This window comes from Kribbella sp. NPDC026596, from assembly GCF_040638415.1.
In the GTDB taxonomy this organism is placed as follows: Bacteria; Actinomycetota; Actinomycetes; order Propionibacteriales; family Kribbellaceae; genus Kribbella.
Genome location: NZ_JBEZYF010000025.1, coordinates 1 through 17,333, shown reverse-complemented (window position 1 = coordinate 17,333; position 17,333 = coordinate 1). Strand labels below are relative to the sequence as shown.

Genomic DNA, 17,333 nt, shown 5'->3' with positions numbered 1-17,333 from the left:
CAGACACTCCGCGGCCCGAAGCGCATCACCACGCCGCCGCACCCTCTCCATCACACGCCAAGGAGTGACATGACCAACCCAAACCACCACCCCAGTCCCAAGCCGAGCCAGGTCGTGGCCGGCCCACCAACCAAGCACCAGCTGGCGCTCATGATCTGGCTGGCCGTCTTCCCGACCCTCACCATCCTCAACCTCACGCTCGCTGACTGGCTGAGCACGCTCACGCCCGTCCTACGCACCTTCGTGCTCGCCACCATCGCGGTGCCGATCGTCATTTATGGGCTGATGCCGCAACTTCACCGGCTCCGTACTCGCATCCTGGCTCGATCCGCGGGCCGCTGAGCCAGCCGAGCAACCGCAAGTCACCAGCCCCATTCTCTAGGTCCTACCCCCCTCGGCGGGGATCAGTGTCGGCAACCAGTTCACGATCTTCGGCGCCCACGGCGCCCTGGCCTTCTCCATACTGTCCGGGCTCCTGGCCCACCGCCTCCTGCCCTACCGCGCGGCCGACCGCTCCTGCTCGTCTACGGCAACTGGCGGGTCCTGCGGCACGCCAGCATGAGCGGACCGGACGATTCACCGGTAGCCAGCTGCGTGCCGGCGCACCGCCGCGTGGTCACTGCGCCGGACCTGCTCAGCTGGCTCGATCAGCAAGCCATGAGCTTTGGAGAGCTGACGCAACCAGACCTCGAGCGCTGGATCGAGGCGTATCCGCTGTGGATGCACATCGCGGACTTCCTGCGCTGGGCACGACGCCGCCGGATAACACCCCATGAACTACGACTGCCAGAGCGCGTCAGCCACGACCCCGAGATGATGCTCGGCGACGCCGACCGATCGAGCCTGCTGGACCGCTGCCGGCATGACGAACACTTGCCACTCGACGTGCGCGCCGCCGGGGCACTGCTCCTGCTCGACGGACTTCCTCTCAATCGCATCGTCGAGCTGACCACCGACAAATTCGCTCCCGAAGGACTCTGCATCAGCATCGACGCCCCGGTCATCTCGACCCCGCCCGGCACTCCTTCGGCTGCTCGACCAGCTCCCCGCGCCACCACGAGTCCCCAGCGCCGTCGCCTTGATCGCGCCAGCCAGCCCCGGCCGCTGGCTGTCTCCCGGCCGCAGCGTCAAGGGTCACGTCAGCGCCCCCGTAGTCGCCTTCCACTTCGCCGTCACGGCATCTCGGCGCCGGCATCCCGCAACGCCGCACTGATCGCGCTAGCGGCAGACCTGCCCGCGTCGGTCCTGGCCACTCTGTTGGGCTGGACATCGCGGCCTCCCTGCAGTGGACCCGCCGCACCGGCAGAGACTGGTAGTCGTTCATCGCCGCAGCAGCTCAGCAGCGCGGCGAGCCCATGCCGCGCGACCTCCCTGAGTGTCCGACGGGGTCGTCAGCAGCAGGTCCAGCCGGTGGGTGCGGAACGCGGTGACTACCTCCTACAGCCCGGCACAGATCCGTGACGCGCTGGCCGGAGAGCCCGGGGAGTCCTTGGCCGTCCGCCAGTCGCCGAATCGCCCCGCCCGAGATGATAGGCCGGTGAGTACTGCGCTGGCGGAGGCTCTCTCCGCCGTTCTTCTTGTGATGGTGCTGGCGTGCGCGGTCATCCGCCCGTTCGGCTGGCCAGAGGCGGTCGTGGCCGTCCCGGCCGCGGGTGTCGTCATCGCGACCGGGGCGATCTCGCCAGCCCACGTGGCTGACGAGGCCGCGCGGTTGGGGCCGGTGATCGGGTTCCTCGCGGCCGTACTGGTCCTGGCCCAGCTGTGCGACGACGAGGGGCTGTTCCACGCGTGCGGCGCCTGGATGGCCCGCACCGCGGCGGGACGGCCCCGTCGCCTCCTGGTGCAGGTGTTTGTCACCGCGTCGGTGATCACCGCCGTGCTGAGCCTGGACGCCACCGTCGTGTTGCTGACCCCGGTGGTGTTCGCCACCGCCGCCCGGCTGGGGGCCCGGTCCAGGCCGCACGTGTACGCCTGCACGCACCTGTCGAACACGGCGTCGCTGCTGCTGCCGGTCTCCAACCTGACCAACCTGCTGGCGTTCGCGGCCACCGGGCTGAGCTTCACCCGGTTCGCTGCCTTGATGGCCGTGCCCTGGCTGGTGGCCATCACCGCCGAATACGTCGTGTTCCGCCGGTTCTTCGCCACCGACCTGGACGCCGGCGCCACCGCCCCGGCCACCGCCCCACCGCGCGAGGTGCCGGTGTTTGCCCTGGCCACGGTGGCGTGCACGCTGGCCGGCTTCGTGGTCACCTCCGCGCTCGGAATCAACCCCGCCTGGGCGGCGTTCGCGGGCGCCGCCGTCCTCGCGGTCCGCACCCTGGTCCAGCATCGCACCACTCCGGCTGCCATCCTGCGCGCCGGCGCGGTGCCGTTCCTCGCCTTCGTCCTGGCCCTGGGCATCGTGGTCCGCGCCGTCGTCGACAACGGCCTCGACACGGCCCTGGGCCACCTGATCCCCGACGGCACCGGCCTGGCCGCGCTGCTGGGCCTGGCCGCGCTGGCCGCCGTGCTGGCCAACGTGATCAACAACCTGCCGGCGGTGCTGGTGCTGCTGCCGCTGACCGTCCCGTCCGGGCCCGGCGCCGTCCTCGCGATGCTCCTCGGGGTGAACATCGGCCCGAATCTCACCTACGCAGGCTCCCTGGCCACCCTGCTGTGGCGGCGCATCGTGCATGCCCACGACACCGAGGTGGAGCTGAGAGAATTCACCCGGCTCGGCCTGTATGCCGTGCCGGCGAGTCTGGGTGCCGCGGTACTGGCACTGTGGGTCTCGTTGACCGCGATCGGAGGAGGCTGACCCATGACCGTGGTGGTCTGGATCGTCGAGGGCACCTGGCCCGCCTGCGTGGACGCCGCCCGCACCCATGCCCACCCCGGCGCCGGCATCGTGCTGCTCCACGTCACCCCGGCCGACGTCCCGGGCGCGGCGCACGGCGCGTTCGCCGGCCTGCTCGGCCGCGGCCACCCCGAACGCGACCCCGGCACACAACTGGCGCACCTGGCCGCTGCCTCCGCCGACCAACTCCTCACCACCGCCGCACAGCGCCTCGGCCGCCCGTGCACCCGGCAGGAGCGCACCGGCCGTGTCGAGCGGGAAGTCGTCACCGCCGCCGAAGGCGCCGAACTGCTCATCCTCGCCCGCGACGGCGACCGCACCCACCTCGGCCCCCGCAGCCTCGGCCCCGCGAGCCGGTTCATCGTCGACCATGCCCCCTGCCCCGTCCTGCTGGTCTGGCCCGAGACCGCGCCCGGCATCGCCACGATCCCGCCCCCGCCACCACCCCCGTCCCACCCGCCACAGCACCGGTAGTGCGGCTCAAGCTCTTTCGTCCTCGGCTCCGCTCGCGGGCGCTCCAGCCTGACACCTTCCCACACGACGGCACCAACCGGCCAGCTATCGAGGACGCCACAGAAGAACAGTCAGGCCCCACCCCGGCGACAACTCGTACCACCGGGGTCAAAACCCCGTGTGTCCTTGACACACCCGGCCCACATGGGTGCGGTTTTGTCTGTCATCGATGATCAGCGATGACCACAGTTTGTCAGTATCTGACGGAGCTGTGACGGAGCTGGCGCGTGCCCTGGATTGGGGCTGTCGGAGTCATGGAGAGCTCGTCGGTCGATCGCTGCGGACGCGACCTACGAACGGTTTCGGCGAGTCAGGAAGAGGCGCTGGCGACCGTTCCAGACCTGCTGTACGCCATCGACAACTTGGTATCCGTGTCGTTGATAGAACGCGATAGCGGTGGTGTTCTCGGTCAGCGTCCGTAGCAGCACGGTGGTTGTCGTCGGGGGGAGGAGCTCACGCATCCGGTCCAACACCGCTGATGCGATTCCCTGGCGCCTGACCGAGCTGTCCACTGCCAACTCGGCCAGGTACTCGGTGGTTTCGGGCTCGATGGCCAGCTGCGAGAGCAGGTCGTTCAGCTTCCCGTAGGTCACGACCGGGAGACTCACGCAATAGCCGACCGGTCTGCTGCCGGCCGTCGCCACAAGGGCCACGTGTGACTTCTCTACCAGGGGTGGGAACCAGTCGGCGGCCGGCCTGATCTCGCCGGGTTTGTACGAGTACGGCGGTTCCTGCTGGATGCGCTCGACGAGGTCCAGGAGTGCGGATTCAGGTGCGTCGGGCAACAATTGCACCGAGTCGATGGTCCGTATGGTGACGGGGCGATGCGATGCCGAGCCTGTGGTCACGCGGGCCGGCCCGTGCGTGGATCGACCAGCCCGCGTTGGACGGCGGCAACCAGCCGGCGTGGCACGAGATGGCGCTCGCCGTTAACGACGACCGGTACCAGCGGTTGTGGCGCTGCCTTCCAGTTCGACCGGCGGTGCCGGGTGTTACTGCGAGACATGTGCCTCTTCGGGACAGCCATGAAATCCTCCGAGTCAGGTAGCGCGAAGCGAACGGGTAAGTCGGTACGTCGAACGTCGTGCCGAGATCAGACGGCAGATCAGGTAGATGGCGAACGAGATGCTGGTGATGTACGGGCTGATCGGAACCGAACTGCCGGCCGCCAGCAGGACACCGCCGACCGAGGCCGCGAGCGCGAACACGGTGCTCAGCAGTGGCACCTTGACCGGTGAAGCTGAGACCCGGAGCGCCGCCGCCGCTGGTGTGACCAGGAGCGAGAGCACCAGGAGCGCGCCCACAATCTGCACCGAGACAGCCACCGCCAGACCGAGCAGGACCATGAAGACGATCGACATCGCGCTCACCGGAACACCACGTGCAGCAGCAACATCCGCGTCCGTACTGGCGAACAGCAAGGGCCTCCACACCAGGATCAGCCCGGCCGCGACCGCGGCCGAGATGACGATCAGGGACTTGATCTGCGGATCGTCGATCGCCACGATCTGACCGGTCAGCAGACCGAACTTGTTGGCGGCCCGGCCGTGGTAGAGACCGAGACACAAGATGCCGAGGCCGAGGCCGAACGGCATCAGCACAGCGGTCACCGAATTGCGGTCGCGGGCCCGGGCGCCGAGCACGCCGATGAGCAGCGCGGCAGTCAACGATCCGGCCAATGCCCCGGTGACCACGCTGGCGCCGAACAGCAGGCTGGCCGCTGCGCCGGCGAAGGAGAGTTCGCTGACGCCGTGTACGGCGAACGCCATGTCGCGCATCATCACGAACACGCCGATCAGGCCGCCCATGATCCCGAGCACGACACAGGCGATGATCGAGTTCTTCAGCAGCGGCAGGAGTTGCGCGTACCCGGAGAAGTTGAAGATCTCCGACCAGACCGTGCCGGGGCTGTCCAGGCTGATCATCGGAGCGCGGCCTCCTCCGGATGGTGGTACGGATCGTGATCCGGTACGCCGGCCACGAGGATCCGCCCGTGGTGCCGGATCACCTCGACCGGGGCGTCGAAGAGGTCGCTCAGCACCTCAGTGGTCATCACCTCGTCCGGCTTCCCGATCCGGAACCTGTGGTTGGCGATGTAGAGAACCTGATCGACCTTGTCGAGGATCGGGTTGATGTCGTGGGTGACGAACAGGACGCCGAGATCGAGCCGCCGTCGCGCATAGTCGACCAGGTCGCTGACCAGGCGCTGGTGCGGCAGGTCCAGCGACAACAGTGGTTCGTCACAGAGAAGGAGCCGCGGGTCGGCCGCGAGCGCCTGAGCGATTCGCAGCCGCTGCTGTTCGCCACCGGACAGCGAGGACAGCGGCGTGTCGGCGTACGCCTCGGCTCCGACCGACGACAACAGTTGGTTGACGCGCTGCCGGCGCCGGCGGGACGGCATGGGGATGCCCCACCGGTGCCCGTCGACGCCGAGCGCGACGAGATCCCGGCCGCGCAGCGGTAAGCCGTCTTCGGCCAGCCGTTGTTGCGGGATGTAGCCGATCCGCCGGTCGCCGCGACGTACCGGCGTGCCGAGGAACGTCGCGGCTCCGGACCACAACCGCAGCTGGCCGAGTAGGACCTTCAGCAGGCTCGATTTGCCGGACCCGTTGGCTCCGAGTACGGCGATCAGCTCTCCGCTGCGCACCTCGAGATCGAGGTCCTGCCAGAGCATCCGGGATCCGAAGCCCAGCGCGGCCCGATCCAGTCTCAGAACAATCTGGTCCGAGCGATGGTGAGTGTCCATCACGACTGCCGGCCGAGCGCGGTGCCGAGCGCGTCCAGGTTCGCCGACATCCAACCGACGTAGTCCTTGCCAGCCGGGAGCGTCTCGGTCACCGGCACCGCCGGGATGTTGTTCTGCTTGGCGGCGTTCAGAATCTTCTCGGTCTCCGGACCCGTGGTCTGAGAGTTGTACGCAAGGACCTTGACCTGGTGCTCGCTGTAGAGCTGCAGCGTCTCGTTCAAGACCTTGGCCGGTACGTCGCTGTCTTCCTCGATGGCCTCGCTGAACTCGTCAGGTGTCTTGTTCTGCAGACCGATCGCGTCGAGCAGGTAGACCGGCACCGGCTCGGTGATGGCGACCGGCTGACCGTCGTACTTCTGCTTGAGCGTTGCTTCCTGCTGCTCCAGTCCGTCGATCTTCTGCTTGAGGGCGGCGGCGTTCTGCTGGAACGTCGACGCCGCTGCAGGATCGGCCTCGGAGTAGGCCTTCGCGAGCTGGTCGACGACCTTCTCGACCGTTGGGAAGTCGTACCAGACGTGCTCGTTGAGCTCCTCGCCACCTGTGGCCTGCTTGCCCGAGATCGTGACCGCGTTCAGCACGGTCGCCGAGGAGTTCTTGGAGCTCTTCAGCATCCGGTCGATGAAGTCGTCGTACCCGCCGCCGTTCTCGATCACCACGCTGGCCTCGGCCAGCGACAGCTGGTTGCGGGTGTTGGCCTCGTACTCGTGCGGATCGGCGTCCGGGCTGGTGATGATCGAGGTCACCTGGACCTTGTCCCCGCCGATGCTGGCGGCCAGATCACCCCACACGTTGGTCGACGCGACCACCTTGATCTCGGCGCCGCCGGCGGGCGCGGCCGACGACGATGCGGACGCACCGGCGGAGTCTACGCCCGACGAGCATGCGGCCAGCCCCACGGTGACGACAGCGACGGCAGCGGGCAGGGCGAACAGTCTGCGATTCACGACAAGACCAATCTTTAAGTGAAGAAAATGATAACGGTTATCATTATCTACCCCGGGCCCTGTGCGCCAGCCCTGTTGCCCACCCAGCGAGAATCGCCACGTGCAGTAACGGTGGGACTCCTCACCGAGACCGCGTTCCGACGCCAATGAGCGTGGTGGCATCGAGTTCGTTGACGCCGGCCTGGTCCAGGGATTCCAGGTACGCGTCGCGGACTTCGCGAGTCTGCTGCTCGTCCAAGCCCGACAGTGCGGCCACGTAGCCGGAGCCGGTGACGACCAGCCAGGAGATCTCAGGCGTCATGCTGAGCCGGAACTCATGAGTACTGACGGTCACGTCCACGAGGCCACGAGCGGTCAGCCATTCCCCGAAGGCACCGGAGGCGTTGATGCGGTCGATGAGATGGGTGGACCGCCGCTCCGGTGGCGTCGCACCGGTGACTCGCGCGAGGGCTGTTCGCAGGTGTTGCCCGGCGGCCTCCATCGCGCCGCGTGGCCTGAAAGTAGTGGCCGGCAGTCATGCAGCGGCTCCTCAATCGCGGCAGGTGGGGCTGTCGCCGGGGTTGTGGGATGCCTGACGGCACGGGGATGCCCCATCGGTGACAGCCGGCAGGCAGTCGGCGCAAACGCCGGCCAGTTCCAGGGTGTGTTCGATGTGGGCGAAACCGGAGTCGGCAGCGAGGCGTTCCGCCCAGCGCTCGACGACATCAGTGTCCACCGGCCGGCTCAGGCCGCAACAGCGGCAGATCAGGTAGTGGCGGTGCCCGGTGGCCGAGCGTTGCCGGTAATACCGCCCACCCGATTCGTCTCGCACGACGTCGACGAGCTCAGCACGCTCGAGATCATGCAGGGCCCGGTACACCGTGGTCAGGCCGATGGAAGCGCCCGCGGCGCTCAGCAACGTGTGCAGGTCACGCGCGGAGGCGAAATCCCTGCAATCGCCAAGCGTTCCCAGTATCGCTTCACGCTGACGCGTCCGGCGCAGGCCGATGTCGGCGGCGGTCAGCCGCGCCACACCGCCTGTCGCCGCGTCGCGCACCGCTCCTCCAATTCGAAGGCACGTTCGCGCAGAATCTTAGATGAACATGGTTTCCATGTCCATCAAGTCGCGTCCGAGCGAGGATCAGTGTTCGTGCACGTGCTCACCGTGCTGGTAGTGCCGATGACCGTCATGCAGATGGTCGACGTGACCGTCGTGCTCAACCGTCTCGCATCCGTCCCCGTCGGCGTGCGGATCACCATGATCCGCGTGCACATTGGTCTCCGGATGCCGCTCACCGTCGTGGACGTGATCCACATGGTCGCCATGAAGTACCGTCTCGCACCCATCGTCCGGCAGGTGCTCGTGATCGAGCTCTTCGGCGTGCGTGGTCATGAGAACTCCTTCCGCCTCACCCAATTCTCACCTTGCTCCGCCAGGACCGACGAACACAAGCCTGCCGACACTGACTTTCCCGCGTGGTTTCGGCGCGGACCGGAACAGGCTAATGAAAATGATTGTCGCTTCAGTTAGAGTGCCGCCTCGTGACCGCCACTCACGTCAGAACGCGCTTCCTGCCCTCCCTCGTCTGCCTGCTCCTGGGCTGCCTGCCGCTGTTGATCCCCTGGTCCGCCGGTGCGGCGACACCCGAGGTGCTCCGCGCGGTGCACACCGACGTGCTGCACTCGACGTACGACGGGACGTCGCTGAAGCTCGCCACCCGGATCGGGACGGGCGACTACCGGGACGCGGATCCGGCCGGGCTGGTGTTCAACCTGGAGGATCGCGGGTCGGCGCGGGTCGAGTTGCCGGATGTGCCGGCCTTCGCCTTCCTCGGCAAGCCGGGCGACCCGGTGTGGATCGCACCGGAGTCGCAGGATCCTGAGCTGATCTGGCCCGGCTGGGACACCGAGACGATCCCGGCCGGGGCACTGCGCGATGACGTCGTTGATCTGACACTGGTCGACGCCGAGGGACCCGGTGCGGTCGAGGTGTTCTTCAACTACGACGAGTTCACCGGCGTGGTGCCGCGATTGTTCAGCTCGGTCGATCCGGCCTACAAGACGGTCGATCAGCCGGTCGGGCGGCATGTGCACGCGAACTGGTCGTTCAGCGCGCTGGGCACGTACAGGCTGACGTTCCAGGCCTCGGCCACCACGGTGACTGGGACTGCGGTCACCTCAGGGCCGGTGGTCTACACCTTCGTGGTCGGACTGTACGAGCCGCCGACCTCGCCGCCACCCACGACCCCGCCGACCAGTCCCCCGACGACGCTCCCACCAACCACACCGCCGCCGACCTCGCCGCCCACCACGCCGCCCACCACGCCGCCATCAACCTCGCCGTCGGTAACGCCAAGCACGACGCCGCCTGCGTGCGTCACCGCAGTGCTGTCCGTCGGTCACGTCGACGTCGCGGCCCGAACAGTCGGGAGCAGGCTGCGGTTCCAGGTCAAGGACGGCACGCGCGGTGCGACGGTCTGGCGGGATCCCGGAACCGTCGCGTTCCAGGTGAAACCGTCCGCGGACGAGGTGGTGCCGGCGTCGGCGGCGTACCGCTTCCTCGGACCGGCCGGAGCGACCGTCTGGCAGATCCCACAGACCCAAGCGGCCGACCTGCTCTGGTCCGGCTGGAACACCGAGTCCGTCGACTACACCACCCTGAACGGACCGGTCCGTTGGTCGCTGGACAAGGTCTCTGGCCCGGGCAAGGCCGCTGTCTACCAGTTCGACCAGTTCGGTCAGCCGCTGATCTCGTTCGACAGCGGGACCAGGTTGCCGCAGTCGATCTCGCTGGCCGGACCGACGCATGCCCACGGCAACTGGGCCTTCACCAAGCTTGGCCTGTACAAACTGACGTTCACCCACTCCGCGACCACGAAGTCCGGCCAGAAACTGAGCGACACCGCGACCCTGTCGGTTGTCGTCGGCAACGACCTGAGCTCCCTCTGCCACGGTGGCCCGGCACCGACGACTCAACCGACCTCAGCACCGACCGACCCACCGGCAACCAGCCCAGCTCCGATCTCGAGGCCCAGCCGGCAGCAGCCGACCACAGGGCCGAGCGACGCGCGCACCACCGCAGCGAGCTCCCACACTCCGGCGGCCACGTCCACCCTTCGGCCGTGCATCACGACGCCTTCACCGAGCACCACCCCCGCTACATCCACGACCACTGCCACGACGAGCAGCACCCCAGCGCCGACCGCGGGTACCACGCTGACCAGCGGCCACGCGGACTACGCCGTACGACTGGAAGGCGGATCGCTGACCTCACGACTGAAGGACGGCACCCACGCCGGCACCCCGGTCTGGCGTGATCCCGCGTCCGTCACCGTGCGCCTCACCTCAGCAGCCGCCACCACAGCACCGGGCGGAGCCTTCGCGTTCCTCGGTGCGGCAGGTACGCCGATCTGGCAGATCCCACAGACGCAGAAGTCTGGCGTGGTCTGGCTCGGCTGGAACACTGAGGAGCTGACCGCGGCCCAGGTGCACGGCGGCGTCGACTGGCGGCTCGACAAGCTGACCGGTCCCGGCGCGCTGGCGGTGTTCGAGTTCGACTCATTCGGTCAGCCCAAGGTCATTTTCAATTCCGCCGACGGCCTGCCCGACATATACCGCGTCCCCTTGGGTACGCATGCCCACGGCAACTGGGCCTTCACGAAGCCGGGTACCTACCACGCCACCTTTACCCACACCGGGACCCTGGCCAATGGCAAGAAGTCCACGGACACCGCGACGCTCACGTTCAGCGTCGGCAGTTCGGGCGGCGCGCGTTCGATCAGCGCCGACGCGTCGGGACCCGCGGCGGCAAGCAGCCCTTCGGTGTCGGACAGCGCGCAGTCGGTCTCCGGCTGCAAGCTGGCGATCACCGGTGGCTCGATCGGCTTGGGATGGATCGTGGCCGCGGCCGTTGTGCTCGTCCTCGGCGTCGTACTGGTAGCGGCAACCAGGCGAGGTGCCCGATGAAGTGCCGGCTGGTCGCCGTCCTCTGCGCCGCGGCGCTTGTCCTCGCAGGGTGCTCTGGCAACACCGCGCACACCGCCGGGCGGCTGAATGTCGTCACCACGACCGAGATCCTGGCCGACCTCGTGCAGCACGTCGGCGGAGACCGCGTCAACGCAGCCTCACTCGTACCGGCAGGTGGCGATCCGCATTCGTACGAGCCCACACCGGCCGACGCAAAACGCGTCGCCAAGGCCGACGTGACGTTCACGAACCACTTGCTGCTCGAGCCGCAGGCGCTGATCAAGACCATCGACGCCAACGCCGGCAAGGACGCGCCGAACGTCTCCCTCGCCGAAGCAGCAGAGTCGTACGGCGCGCACGTGATCCCGCTGGTGGAGAACATCGGCCTCGACGTCCTGTGGCTCGGGCTCAGGGTCCGCGGCACCGGCAAGGAGCGCGGCGCGACCCGCACCTCGTCGATCGAGCTCGCCGCCACCAAGCTCGATGGACCCGGCCGGCTGATCACCTACCTGACCGAGTCCCTGGGCCAACCCGCCAAGTACTTCGACTCCACCGACGGCCTCGACCAGAACGACCGTACGACGCTCCCGCCGGCCGCGCACACGCACCTGAACTGGGCCTTCACCAAGCCGGGGATCTACCACCTCACGCTGAAGGGCAGCCTCGACGGCAAGCCGCTCGGCGAGGGCAGGTTCACCTTCGCCGTCGGCGTCGAACCGCACACGGTCAAAGCCGCCGACGGAGGTACGGCGGCCGTACTCTCCGACGGCCACACGGACCTGACCGTTGACCTCGACACCGGCGAGGTCTACGCCTACTCCGACGCGAAGAACGTCGGCGCCGCGCAAAGCCAAGTACCGGCCACCCGAGTCGTCATCGACGTACCCAACAAAGCCCTCGTCCCGATCCCCGACGACCCGCGCTTCGCGTTCCTCGGCGCGCCGGGAACGCAGATCCATCAGCTCCCGCAGGCCGTCCTCGGCAAGCACGTCCACGGTGAGATCGACCCGCACCTGTGGGAAGACGTCGCCAACGCCAAGGCCTACGTCCAACTCATGCGCGACACGCTCATCACAGCGGACCCCGACGGCAAACAGACCTACGAAGCCAACACCGCGACCTACCTTCGCGAGCTGGACGACCTCGACGAGTACGTCCGTACGAAGATCGCCACCATCCCCACCAGCCGGCGCCAACTGATCACCACGCACGACGCCTTCGGCTACCTAGCCTCGGCGTACGGCATGACGGTCGCGGGGTTCGTCGTACCGAACCCGGCCCAGGAGCCGAGCGTCGAGCAGGTCCGCAGACTGTCCGACACGATCCGCAACCTCAAGGTGCCGGCCGTCTTCACCGAGCCCAACCTCGCGCAGCGCGCCTCGGTCCTGATCCAGGTCGCCCACGACCAGGGCGTCCAGATCTGCTCGCTGTACGGCGACTCCTTTGACGACCACGCCCGCACGTACGTCGCGATGCTGCGCCACAACGCCGAGGAACTGCAGCGATGCCTGGGAGAAACCCGATGAAGCTGCTCGCCGCCCTGCTGCTCGTGCTCGCCCCAGTGGCCGTGCCACCCAGCGAACAAGTGGTCATCAGCAACGGTCACGTCGACCTCGGGCCTAGGTTCGTGGACGGTACCTGGACGATCCAGATCCGCGACGACACCGCCGACCCGGCCGTCTGGCGGCCGCTGGACAACGTCGTACTCCAAGCGACCAGCAAGGCCCAGGTCGCGGTCCCCGACGATCCGGCGTACGGCTTTCTCGGCAAGGCCGGTCAGAAGGTCTGGGTGATCCCACAGGTCCAGCAGGACGGCATCGTCTGGCCGGGCTGGAACACCCAGGACCCTGAGGTCGCCACGCGGGTCGATCGAGAGGTGACCTGGTCGCTCGAGGGCGTGCATGGTCCGGGTGCGTTCACCTTGTTCCTCAACTCGGACTTCGGGAAACCGTCGCCGGTGTTCGACAGCCGCAAGCCGTTCCCGCAGCGGACCGGCATCGACGTCAACACCCATGTTCACGGCAACTGGACCTTCGATGCCCAAGGCACCTACCTGCTCGACGTCGCGATGACCGCCAAGCTCACCGACGGGCAACAAGTCACCGCCCGCCGCGCCCTGCGCATCTACGCCGGCGACGGAGACGCCCATGCGGCATTCAGCACGAACACCGGCCAGACGCCGGCGACCCAGACTCCGAACTCCCCCACCCGGACAGGAACGACATCGACACCGGCCGCCGACACTTCAGCGACCGAGGCACGCAGCCAGCTTCCCTTGATCGCCGCGGGTGCCGGACTGCTCGTCGTCCTGGTCGCAGTCACCGCCCTCGTCAGGAGACGCCGATGAACGCCCTCGAGGTCACGGATGTCGCCGTCGAACTCTCCGGCCGCCACGTACTCCATGCGGTCAACTTGCAGGTCGCCGCCTCCGAGCAGGTCGGCCTCATCGGACCCAACGGCGCTGGCAAAACAACGCTCATTCGCTCGCTGCTCGGCCTGATCCCGATCCGGTCCGGTGCCATCGGGATCGATGGCAGGAACCCGGCGCAGGCCCGCGGCACCATCGGCTACGTCCCACAGCGCCACGAGTTCGTCTGGGACTACCCCGTGCGGGTACGGACCGCGGTGATGACCGGCCGGACCCATCGCATCGGCTGGCTGCGCCGACCTGGCGCTGCCGACCAAGACGCCGTACAGGAGGCTCTCGAGCGCGTTACCCTGACCGACCTCGCGACCCGGCCCATCGGCGAGCTGTCAGGTGGCCAGCGGCAACGAGTCCTGGTAGCGCGAGCGCTTGCCCTCCGGCCGAGGCTGCTGCTACTGGACGAGCCGTTCACCGGGCTCGACGTACCCACCCAGGAGATCCTCACCAGGTTGTTCCGGGACCTGACCGCGGAGGGGACCGCAATCCTGATGACCACGCATGACCTGCCGGCCGCGGCCGAAACCTGCCATCGGCTCTGCCTGCTCAACCGAACCGTCGTCGCGGACGGTTCACCCGAGGAATTGCGCGATCCGGCGGTCTGGTTGCGCGCGTTCGGCGTCGCGAGATCCGAGCAGCTGCTGCACAGCCTAGGAGTGACCCGATGATCGAGTTCTTCACCGAGCCATGGACGCACGTGTTCATGCAGCGCGCGTTCCTCGTCGTCCTCATGTCCGGCGTGGTCTGCGGCGTGATCGGCAGCCACGTCGCGCTGCGCGGGATGGCGTTCATCGGCGACGCGGTCGCGCACTCGGTCTTCCCCGGGATCGCGATCGCGTTCGTCCTCAAGACCAGCCTCCTCCTCGGCGGCATCATCGCCGGACTGGTCACCGCGCTGTCGGTTGCGGTGTTCTCGCAGAACCGCCGGCTCAAGGAGGACACCGTCATCGGTGTCTTCTTCGCCGCCGCCTTCGGTCTCGGCATCGTGGTCATGAGTACGGCGCCCGGGTACGGCGGCTCGCTTGAGTCGTTTCTCTTCGGATCGGTCCTAGGAATCAGCAACGCCGATGTCATCACTGTCGCCGTGGCGGGCGTCGTACTGCTGCTCATCACCGGCGCGCTCCACAAGGAGTTCGTCACCGTCGGACTCGACCGCGAGACCGCGCGGGCGGTCGGGCTGCCGATCTTCTGGCTCGACCTCGCCCTGTACGCGATGGTCACGGTCGCGATCGTCATCTCGATTCAGGCCGTCGGCAACATTCTCGTCCTCGCCCTGCTGATCACCCCGGCCGCCTGCGCCCGGCTGCTGACCGACCGGATAGGCGTGATGATGCTGATCGCGCCGCTCATCGGAGCTGCCTCCGGACTGACCGGCCTCTACTTGTCCTATGCGTTCAACCTCGCCGCCGGCGGGTTGATCGTCCTCACCGCGACAGCGGTGTTCATCGCGTGCTGGGTGTTCGCGCCCCGGCACGGCCTGCTCTCCCGCCGTAGCCCAGCGGCGGCTCGGGTGGTTCCCGTCCAACCCTGAAAGGAACTCCATGCGCAAGCCATATCGCGTGGTACTGCCCGCCGCGGCAGTCCTCGCGCTCGCCGGCATCGCGATGCCGGCCGATGCGGCACCCAGAGTGGTGCTGGACCAAGGACACGTCGACGTCGTCGGCATCGCCTTCGAGGACGGCGCGTTCGACGTCCACGTCCACGACGAGGATCACGGCGTCGAGTACACCCCGTCCCAGGTCCAACTCGTCGCCAAACCGTCGTCGGAGATCGCCGTACCAGACGATCCGTCGTACCGCTTCCTCGGTACGGCGGGCAACCCTGCCTGGGTCCTCCCCCAGGTCCAGGACCCGGAGCTACTGTGGCCTGGCATCGGCGCCGAGGAGATCTCGCCGGGCATGTTCACCGGCGACGCCCTGAAGGTCGACCTCGTCGGAGTCAGCGGTCCGGCCGACGTCAGCATCTTCACCACCGACGCGTTCGGTGCACCGACCGTGCTCGCGGACAGCGGTGATGGTCTGCCCGACACCATCACCACGACCGCCGGCGGGCACCTGCACGCCAACTGGGCGTTCGAGGCACCCGGGTACTACACGCTGAAGGTGCGGGTTTCCGGCACACTCGCCGCGACCGGCAAGAAGGTCACCTCCAGCATCGCCACCTACTGCTTCAAGGTGGGACTGTGAAGGCCCGCGGGCTCGCCGGCAGCCTGATCGCCGGTTTCGTCGCAGCAGTCCTCACGGTCGCCCCGGCGCACGCCCTCACCACCATCTCCTCGGGCCATGTCGACGCGATCGACGTCGACTGGACCGGATCCGCTCTGACCCTGGACCTCCGCGACAGTACCGTCACGCCGGCGGTGGACCGGGACCCGGGTGACGTCGTACTCAACGCGGTCTCGGCCAGCAAGACCACGGTCCCGTCCAACTCGGCGTACTCGTTCCTCGGTACGCCCGGATCACCAGTCTGGATCCTGCCGCAAACCCAGGCCACCGGAATCGTCTGGCCGGGCTTCAACACCGAAGGCGTCCCCAGCGGCACTCTCTCGGGGAACACCGTCACAGTCAGGCTCGTGTCGGTCAGCGGACCGGCTGACGTGAGCGTCTACACCACCAACGCCCTCGGCTCACCATCCGTCTGGTTCGACAGCGGCAACGGCATGCCGGACACCCGCTCCATCGCCATCAACACCCACGCCCACGCCAACTGGGCCTTCGAAGCAGCGGGCACCTACACCGCCGTCTTCGAAGTCACCGCCACCACCTCAGGCGGCACCGCCATCACCACCGGCCAGAAGACCTACACCTTCACCGTCCAGCCCTGATTGAAGGAGGTTTCGGCGACCTGGAGCGCGGCCGTGCCACGCTCCAGGTCCGCCTGCGGAACATGCGAAGACAGATGGGCATTCGTGGAGTGGCGCGGGGTCTTGGAGTCGTCCTACTGGTAGCGGGACTCGGGTTTCTCGGCTGGGTCGGCTGGCAGTACTTCGGAACCGCCATCACCTCGAACCAGAAGATGGACGAGGCCGAGAACACGCTGCGCGAACAGTGGAAGAGCTCTGCGAAGACACCGCCGTCGGCCGGTACGCCGAAGGCGCTCCTTCGGATCCCGAAGTTCGGCGCCGACTGGGACAAACCCGTCCTGGAAGGAGTCGGCAACGACGACCTCACCCGCGGCCTCGGGCACTACCCACAGACCCAACTGCCGGGTCAACCGGGGAACTTCGCGCTCGCCGGCCACCGCGTCACCCACGGCTCGCCGTTCCGCAATCTTCTCGACCTTCGCAAGGGCGACCAGATCATCGTCGAGACCGCAGACGCCATCTACACCTACGAGCTCGACGCTGCGGCGCGCAACCTGACCGTCAAACCCACCGACAACTGGGTCCTCGAGCCAGTTCCTGGCAAGCCCCACACGACGCCGACAACGTCGATCATCACGCTGACCACCTGCCAGGACCTGTTCCATTCCCCGGACCGCTCCGTCGCCTTCGGCCACCTGGTGACGACCACCAGAAAACCGTGAGCGCCGGCGCCGCCATCATCGCCGCTGGCTTGTGTTCGCTCATCGGGTACTGCCGAGGCCTGATGATGGAAGACGACATCGCCCAGCGCGGCGGCCGGGACGTGACGCCTGCTGTCATGCGGCACCTCATTCGTAGGGATTGGCCGGGGCGGTGACGGGATTGACCGTCTCTACTGTGAGGGCGGCGACGTCACCGTCGACGCGTTTGGTTGGCTCGGCCCACTGGCCGGTCACCGTGACCCATTGGTTCTTCGGTGGCGCGGTCTGGCCGCGAGCCTCGACCATGAACGCCGTACCGTCGGCGACGCAGCAGGTCAGGCCGATGCGGGTCACGTACCAGGTGCCGTTCTTGGCCGGGGTGACGAAGCCGGTCAGCTGGAACGCGCGGCCCTTCATGCTCTC

The 17,333-nt window shown here is 67.7% G+C and carries 20 protein-coding genes and 1 pseudogene; 13 read left to right on the top strand and 8 right to left on the bottom strand.

The annotated features are described in order from the left end of the window. Positions 1-69 precede the first annotated feature (69 nt). The 4 genes from AB0E63_RS21585 to AB0E63_RS21570 all read left to right on the top strand — a co-directional run bounded on the left by AB0E63_RS21585 (position 70) and on the right by AB0E63_RS21570 (position 3,310). Positions 70-342 (top strand): hypothetical protein, encoded by a 273-nt coding sequence (locus AB0E63_RS21585; protein ID WP_360368826.1) that lies wholly within the window; start codon positions 70-72, stop codon positions 340-342. A gap of 216 nt (positions 343-558) precedes the next feature. Then, positions 559-1,461, top strand: coding sequence for a hypothetical protein (locus AB0E63_RS21580; protein WP_360368823.1), 903 nt, complete (start codon positions 559-561; stop codon positions 1,459-1,461). Positions 1,462-1,537: 76 nt separating this feature from the next. After that, on the top strand, positions 1,538-2,797 hold the full coding sequence (locus AB0E63_RS21575; RefSeq protein WP_360368816.1) for an SLC13 family permease: 1,260 nt from the start codon (positions 1,538-1,540) through the stop codon (positions 2,795-2,797). Positions 2,798-2,800: 3 nt separating this feature from the next. Further along, entirely contained in the window at positions 2,801-3,310 is a 510-nt protein-coding gene (locus AB0E63_RS21570; RefSeq protein WP_360368813.1) for a universal stress protein, read from the top strand. Between the two features lie 329 nt (positions 3,311-3,639). Here AB0E63_RS21570 and AB0E63_RS21565 read toward each other — a convergent pair whose 3' ends face one another. The 7 genes from AB0E63_RS21565 to AB0E63_RS21535 all read right to left on the bottom strand — a co-directional run bounded on the left by AB0E63_RS21565 (position 3,640) and on the right by AB0E63_RS21535 (position 8,075). After that, positions 3,640-4,143 (bottom strand): GNAT family N-acetyltransferase, encoded by a 504-nt coding sequence (locus tag AB0E63_RS21565; protein WP_360368810.1) that lies wholly within the window; start codon positions 4,141-4,143, stop codon positions 3,640-3,642. Between the two features lie 50 nt (positions 4,144-4,193). Beyond that, positions 4,194-4,376 carry a 50S ribosomal protein L32 gene (rpmF, locus tag AB0E63_RS21560; RefSeq protein ID WP_360368807.1) on the bottom strand — a complete coding sequence of 61 codons (183 nt, stop codon included), beginning with the start codon at positions 4,374-4,376 and terminating at the stop codon, positions 4,194-4,196. Between the two features lie 13 nt (positions 4,377-4,389). Further along, a complete protein-coding gene (locus tag AB0E63_RS21555) occupies positions 4,390-5,274 on the bottom strand; it encodes a metal ABC transporter permease (RefSeq protein ID WP_360368804.1) in 885 nt (294 codons plus the stop codon). Then, the gene (locus AB0E63_RS21550; protein WP_360368801.1) at positions 5,271-6,095 is read right to left on the bottom strand and encodes an ATP-binding cassette domain-containing protein; all 825 of its coding nucleotides are present in this window, start codon (positions 6,093-6,095) and stop codon (positions 5,271-5,273) included. Before AB0E63_RS21550 ends, AB0E63_RS21555 begins: the two co-directional genes overlap by 4 nt. Next, positions 6,095-7,039, bottom strand: coding sequence for a zinc ABC transporter substrate-binding protein (locus AB0E63_RS21545; protein WP_360368798.1), 945 nt, complete (start codon positions 7,037-7,039; stop codon positions 6,095-6,097). Before AB0E63_RS21545 ends, AB0E63_RS21550 begins: the two co-directional genes overlap by 1 nt. 121 nt (positions 7,040-7,160) lie before the next feature. After that, complete coding sequence (locus tag AB0E63_RS21540) at positions 7,161-7,520, bottom strand: hypothetical protein (RefSeq protein WP_360368795.1); 360 nt, start codon at positions 7,518-7,520, stop codon at positions 7,161-7,163. 48 nt (positions 7,521-7,568) lie between these two features. Further along, positions 7,569-8,075, bottom strand: a complete 507-nt coding sequence (locus AB0E63_RS21535) for a Fur family transcriptional regulator (RefSeq protein ID WP_360368792.1) — start codon at positions 8,073-8,075, stop codon at positions 7,569-7,571. 93 nt (positions 8,076-8,168) lie between these two features. On the opposite strand from AB0E63_RS21535, the gene AB0E63_RS21530 reads away from it, so the two are divergent. From AB0E63_RS21530 to AB0E63_RS21490, 9 genes are all read left to right on the top strand, one after another. Continuing rightward, positions 8,169-8,549, top strand: coding sequence for a hypothetical protein (locus AB0E63_RS21530; protein WP_360368790.1), 381 nt, complete (start codon positions 8,169-8,171; stop codon positions 8,547-8,549). A gap of 11 nt (positions 8,550-8,560) precedes the next feature. Next, on the top strand, positions 8,561-10,984 hold the full coding sequence (locus AB0E63_RS21525) for a TIGR03773 family transporter-associated surface protein (protein ID WP_360368788.1): 2,424 nt from the start codon (positions 8,561-8,563) through the stop codon (positions 10,982-10,984). Next, a complete protein-coding gene (locus AB0E63_RS21520) occupies positions 10,981-12,510 on the top strand; it encodes an anchored repeat ABC transporter, substrate-binding protein (protein ID WP_360368786.1) in 1,530 nt (509 codons plus the stop codon). The genes AB0E63_RS21525 and AB0E63_RS21520 overlap by 4 nt, the downstream gene beginning before the upstream one ends. Further along, positions 12,507-13,331 carry a TIGR03773 family transporter-associated surface protein gene (locus AB0E63_RS21515; protein ID WP_360368784.1) on the top strand — a complete coding sequence of 275 codons (825 nt, stop codon included), beginning with the start codon at positions 12,507-12,509 and terminating at the stop codon, positions 13,329-13,331. Before AB0E63_RS21520 ends, AB0E63_RS21515 begins: the two co-directional genes overlap by 4 nt. Then, the gene (locus tag AB0E63_RS21510) at positions 13,328-14,074 is read left to right on the top strand and encodes an anchored repeat-type ABC transporter ATP-binding subunit (RefSeq protein ID WP_360368782.1); all 747 of its coding nucleotides are present in this window, start codon (positions 13,328-13,330) and stop codon (positions 14,072-14,074) included. Before AB0E63_RS21515 ends, AB0E63_RS21510 begins: the two co-directional genes overlap by 4 nt. Continuing rightward, complete coding sequence (locus tag AB0E63_RS21505; protein ID WP_360368780.1) at positions 14,071-14,937, top strand: anchored repeat-type ABC transporter permease subunit; 867 nt, start codon at positions 14,071-14,073, stop codon at positions 14,935-14,937. Before AB0E63_RS21510 ends, AB0E63_RS21505 begins: the two co-directional genes overlap by 4 nt. A 10-nt stretch (positions 14,938-14,947) precedes the next feature. Next, positions 14,948-15,592: a choice-of-anchor M domain-containing protein gene (locus tag AB0E63_RS21500; protein WP_360368777.1), complete on the top strand. Its 645-nt coding sequence runs from the start codon at positions 14,948-14,950 to the stop codon at positions 15,590-15,592. Continuing rightward, positions 15,589-16,230, top strand: a complete 642-nt coding sequence (locus AB0E63_RS21495) for a choice-of-anchor M domain-containing protein (protein WP_360368774.1) — start codon at positions 15,589-15,591, stop codon at positions 16,228-16,230. Before AB0E63_RS21500 ends, AB0E63_RS21495 begins: the two co-directional genes overlap by 4 nt. A gap of 62 nt (positions 16,231-16,292) precedes the next feature. Beyond that, positions 16,293-16,931 (top strand): class E sortase, encoded by a 639-nt coding sequence (locus AB0E63_RS21490; RefSeq protein WP_360368771.1) that lies wholly within the window; start codon positions 16,293-16,295, stop codon positions 16,929-16,931. A 126-nt stretch (positions 16,932-17,057) separates the two neighbouring features. Here the strand turns inward: AB0E63_RS21490 and AB0E63_RS21485 are convergent. Continuing rightward, positions 17,058-17,333, bottom strand: a pseudogene (locus tag AB0E63_RS21485) (TIGR03943 family protein); the annotation flags it as partial.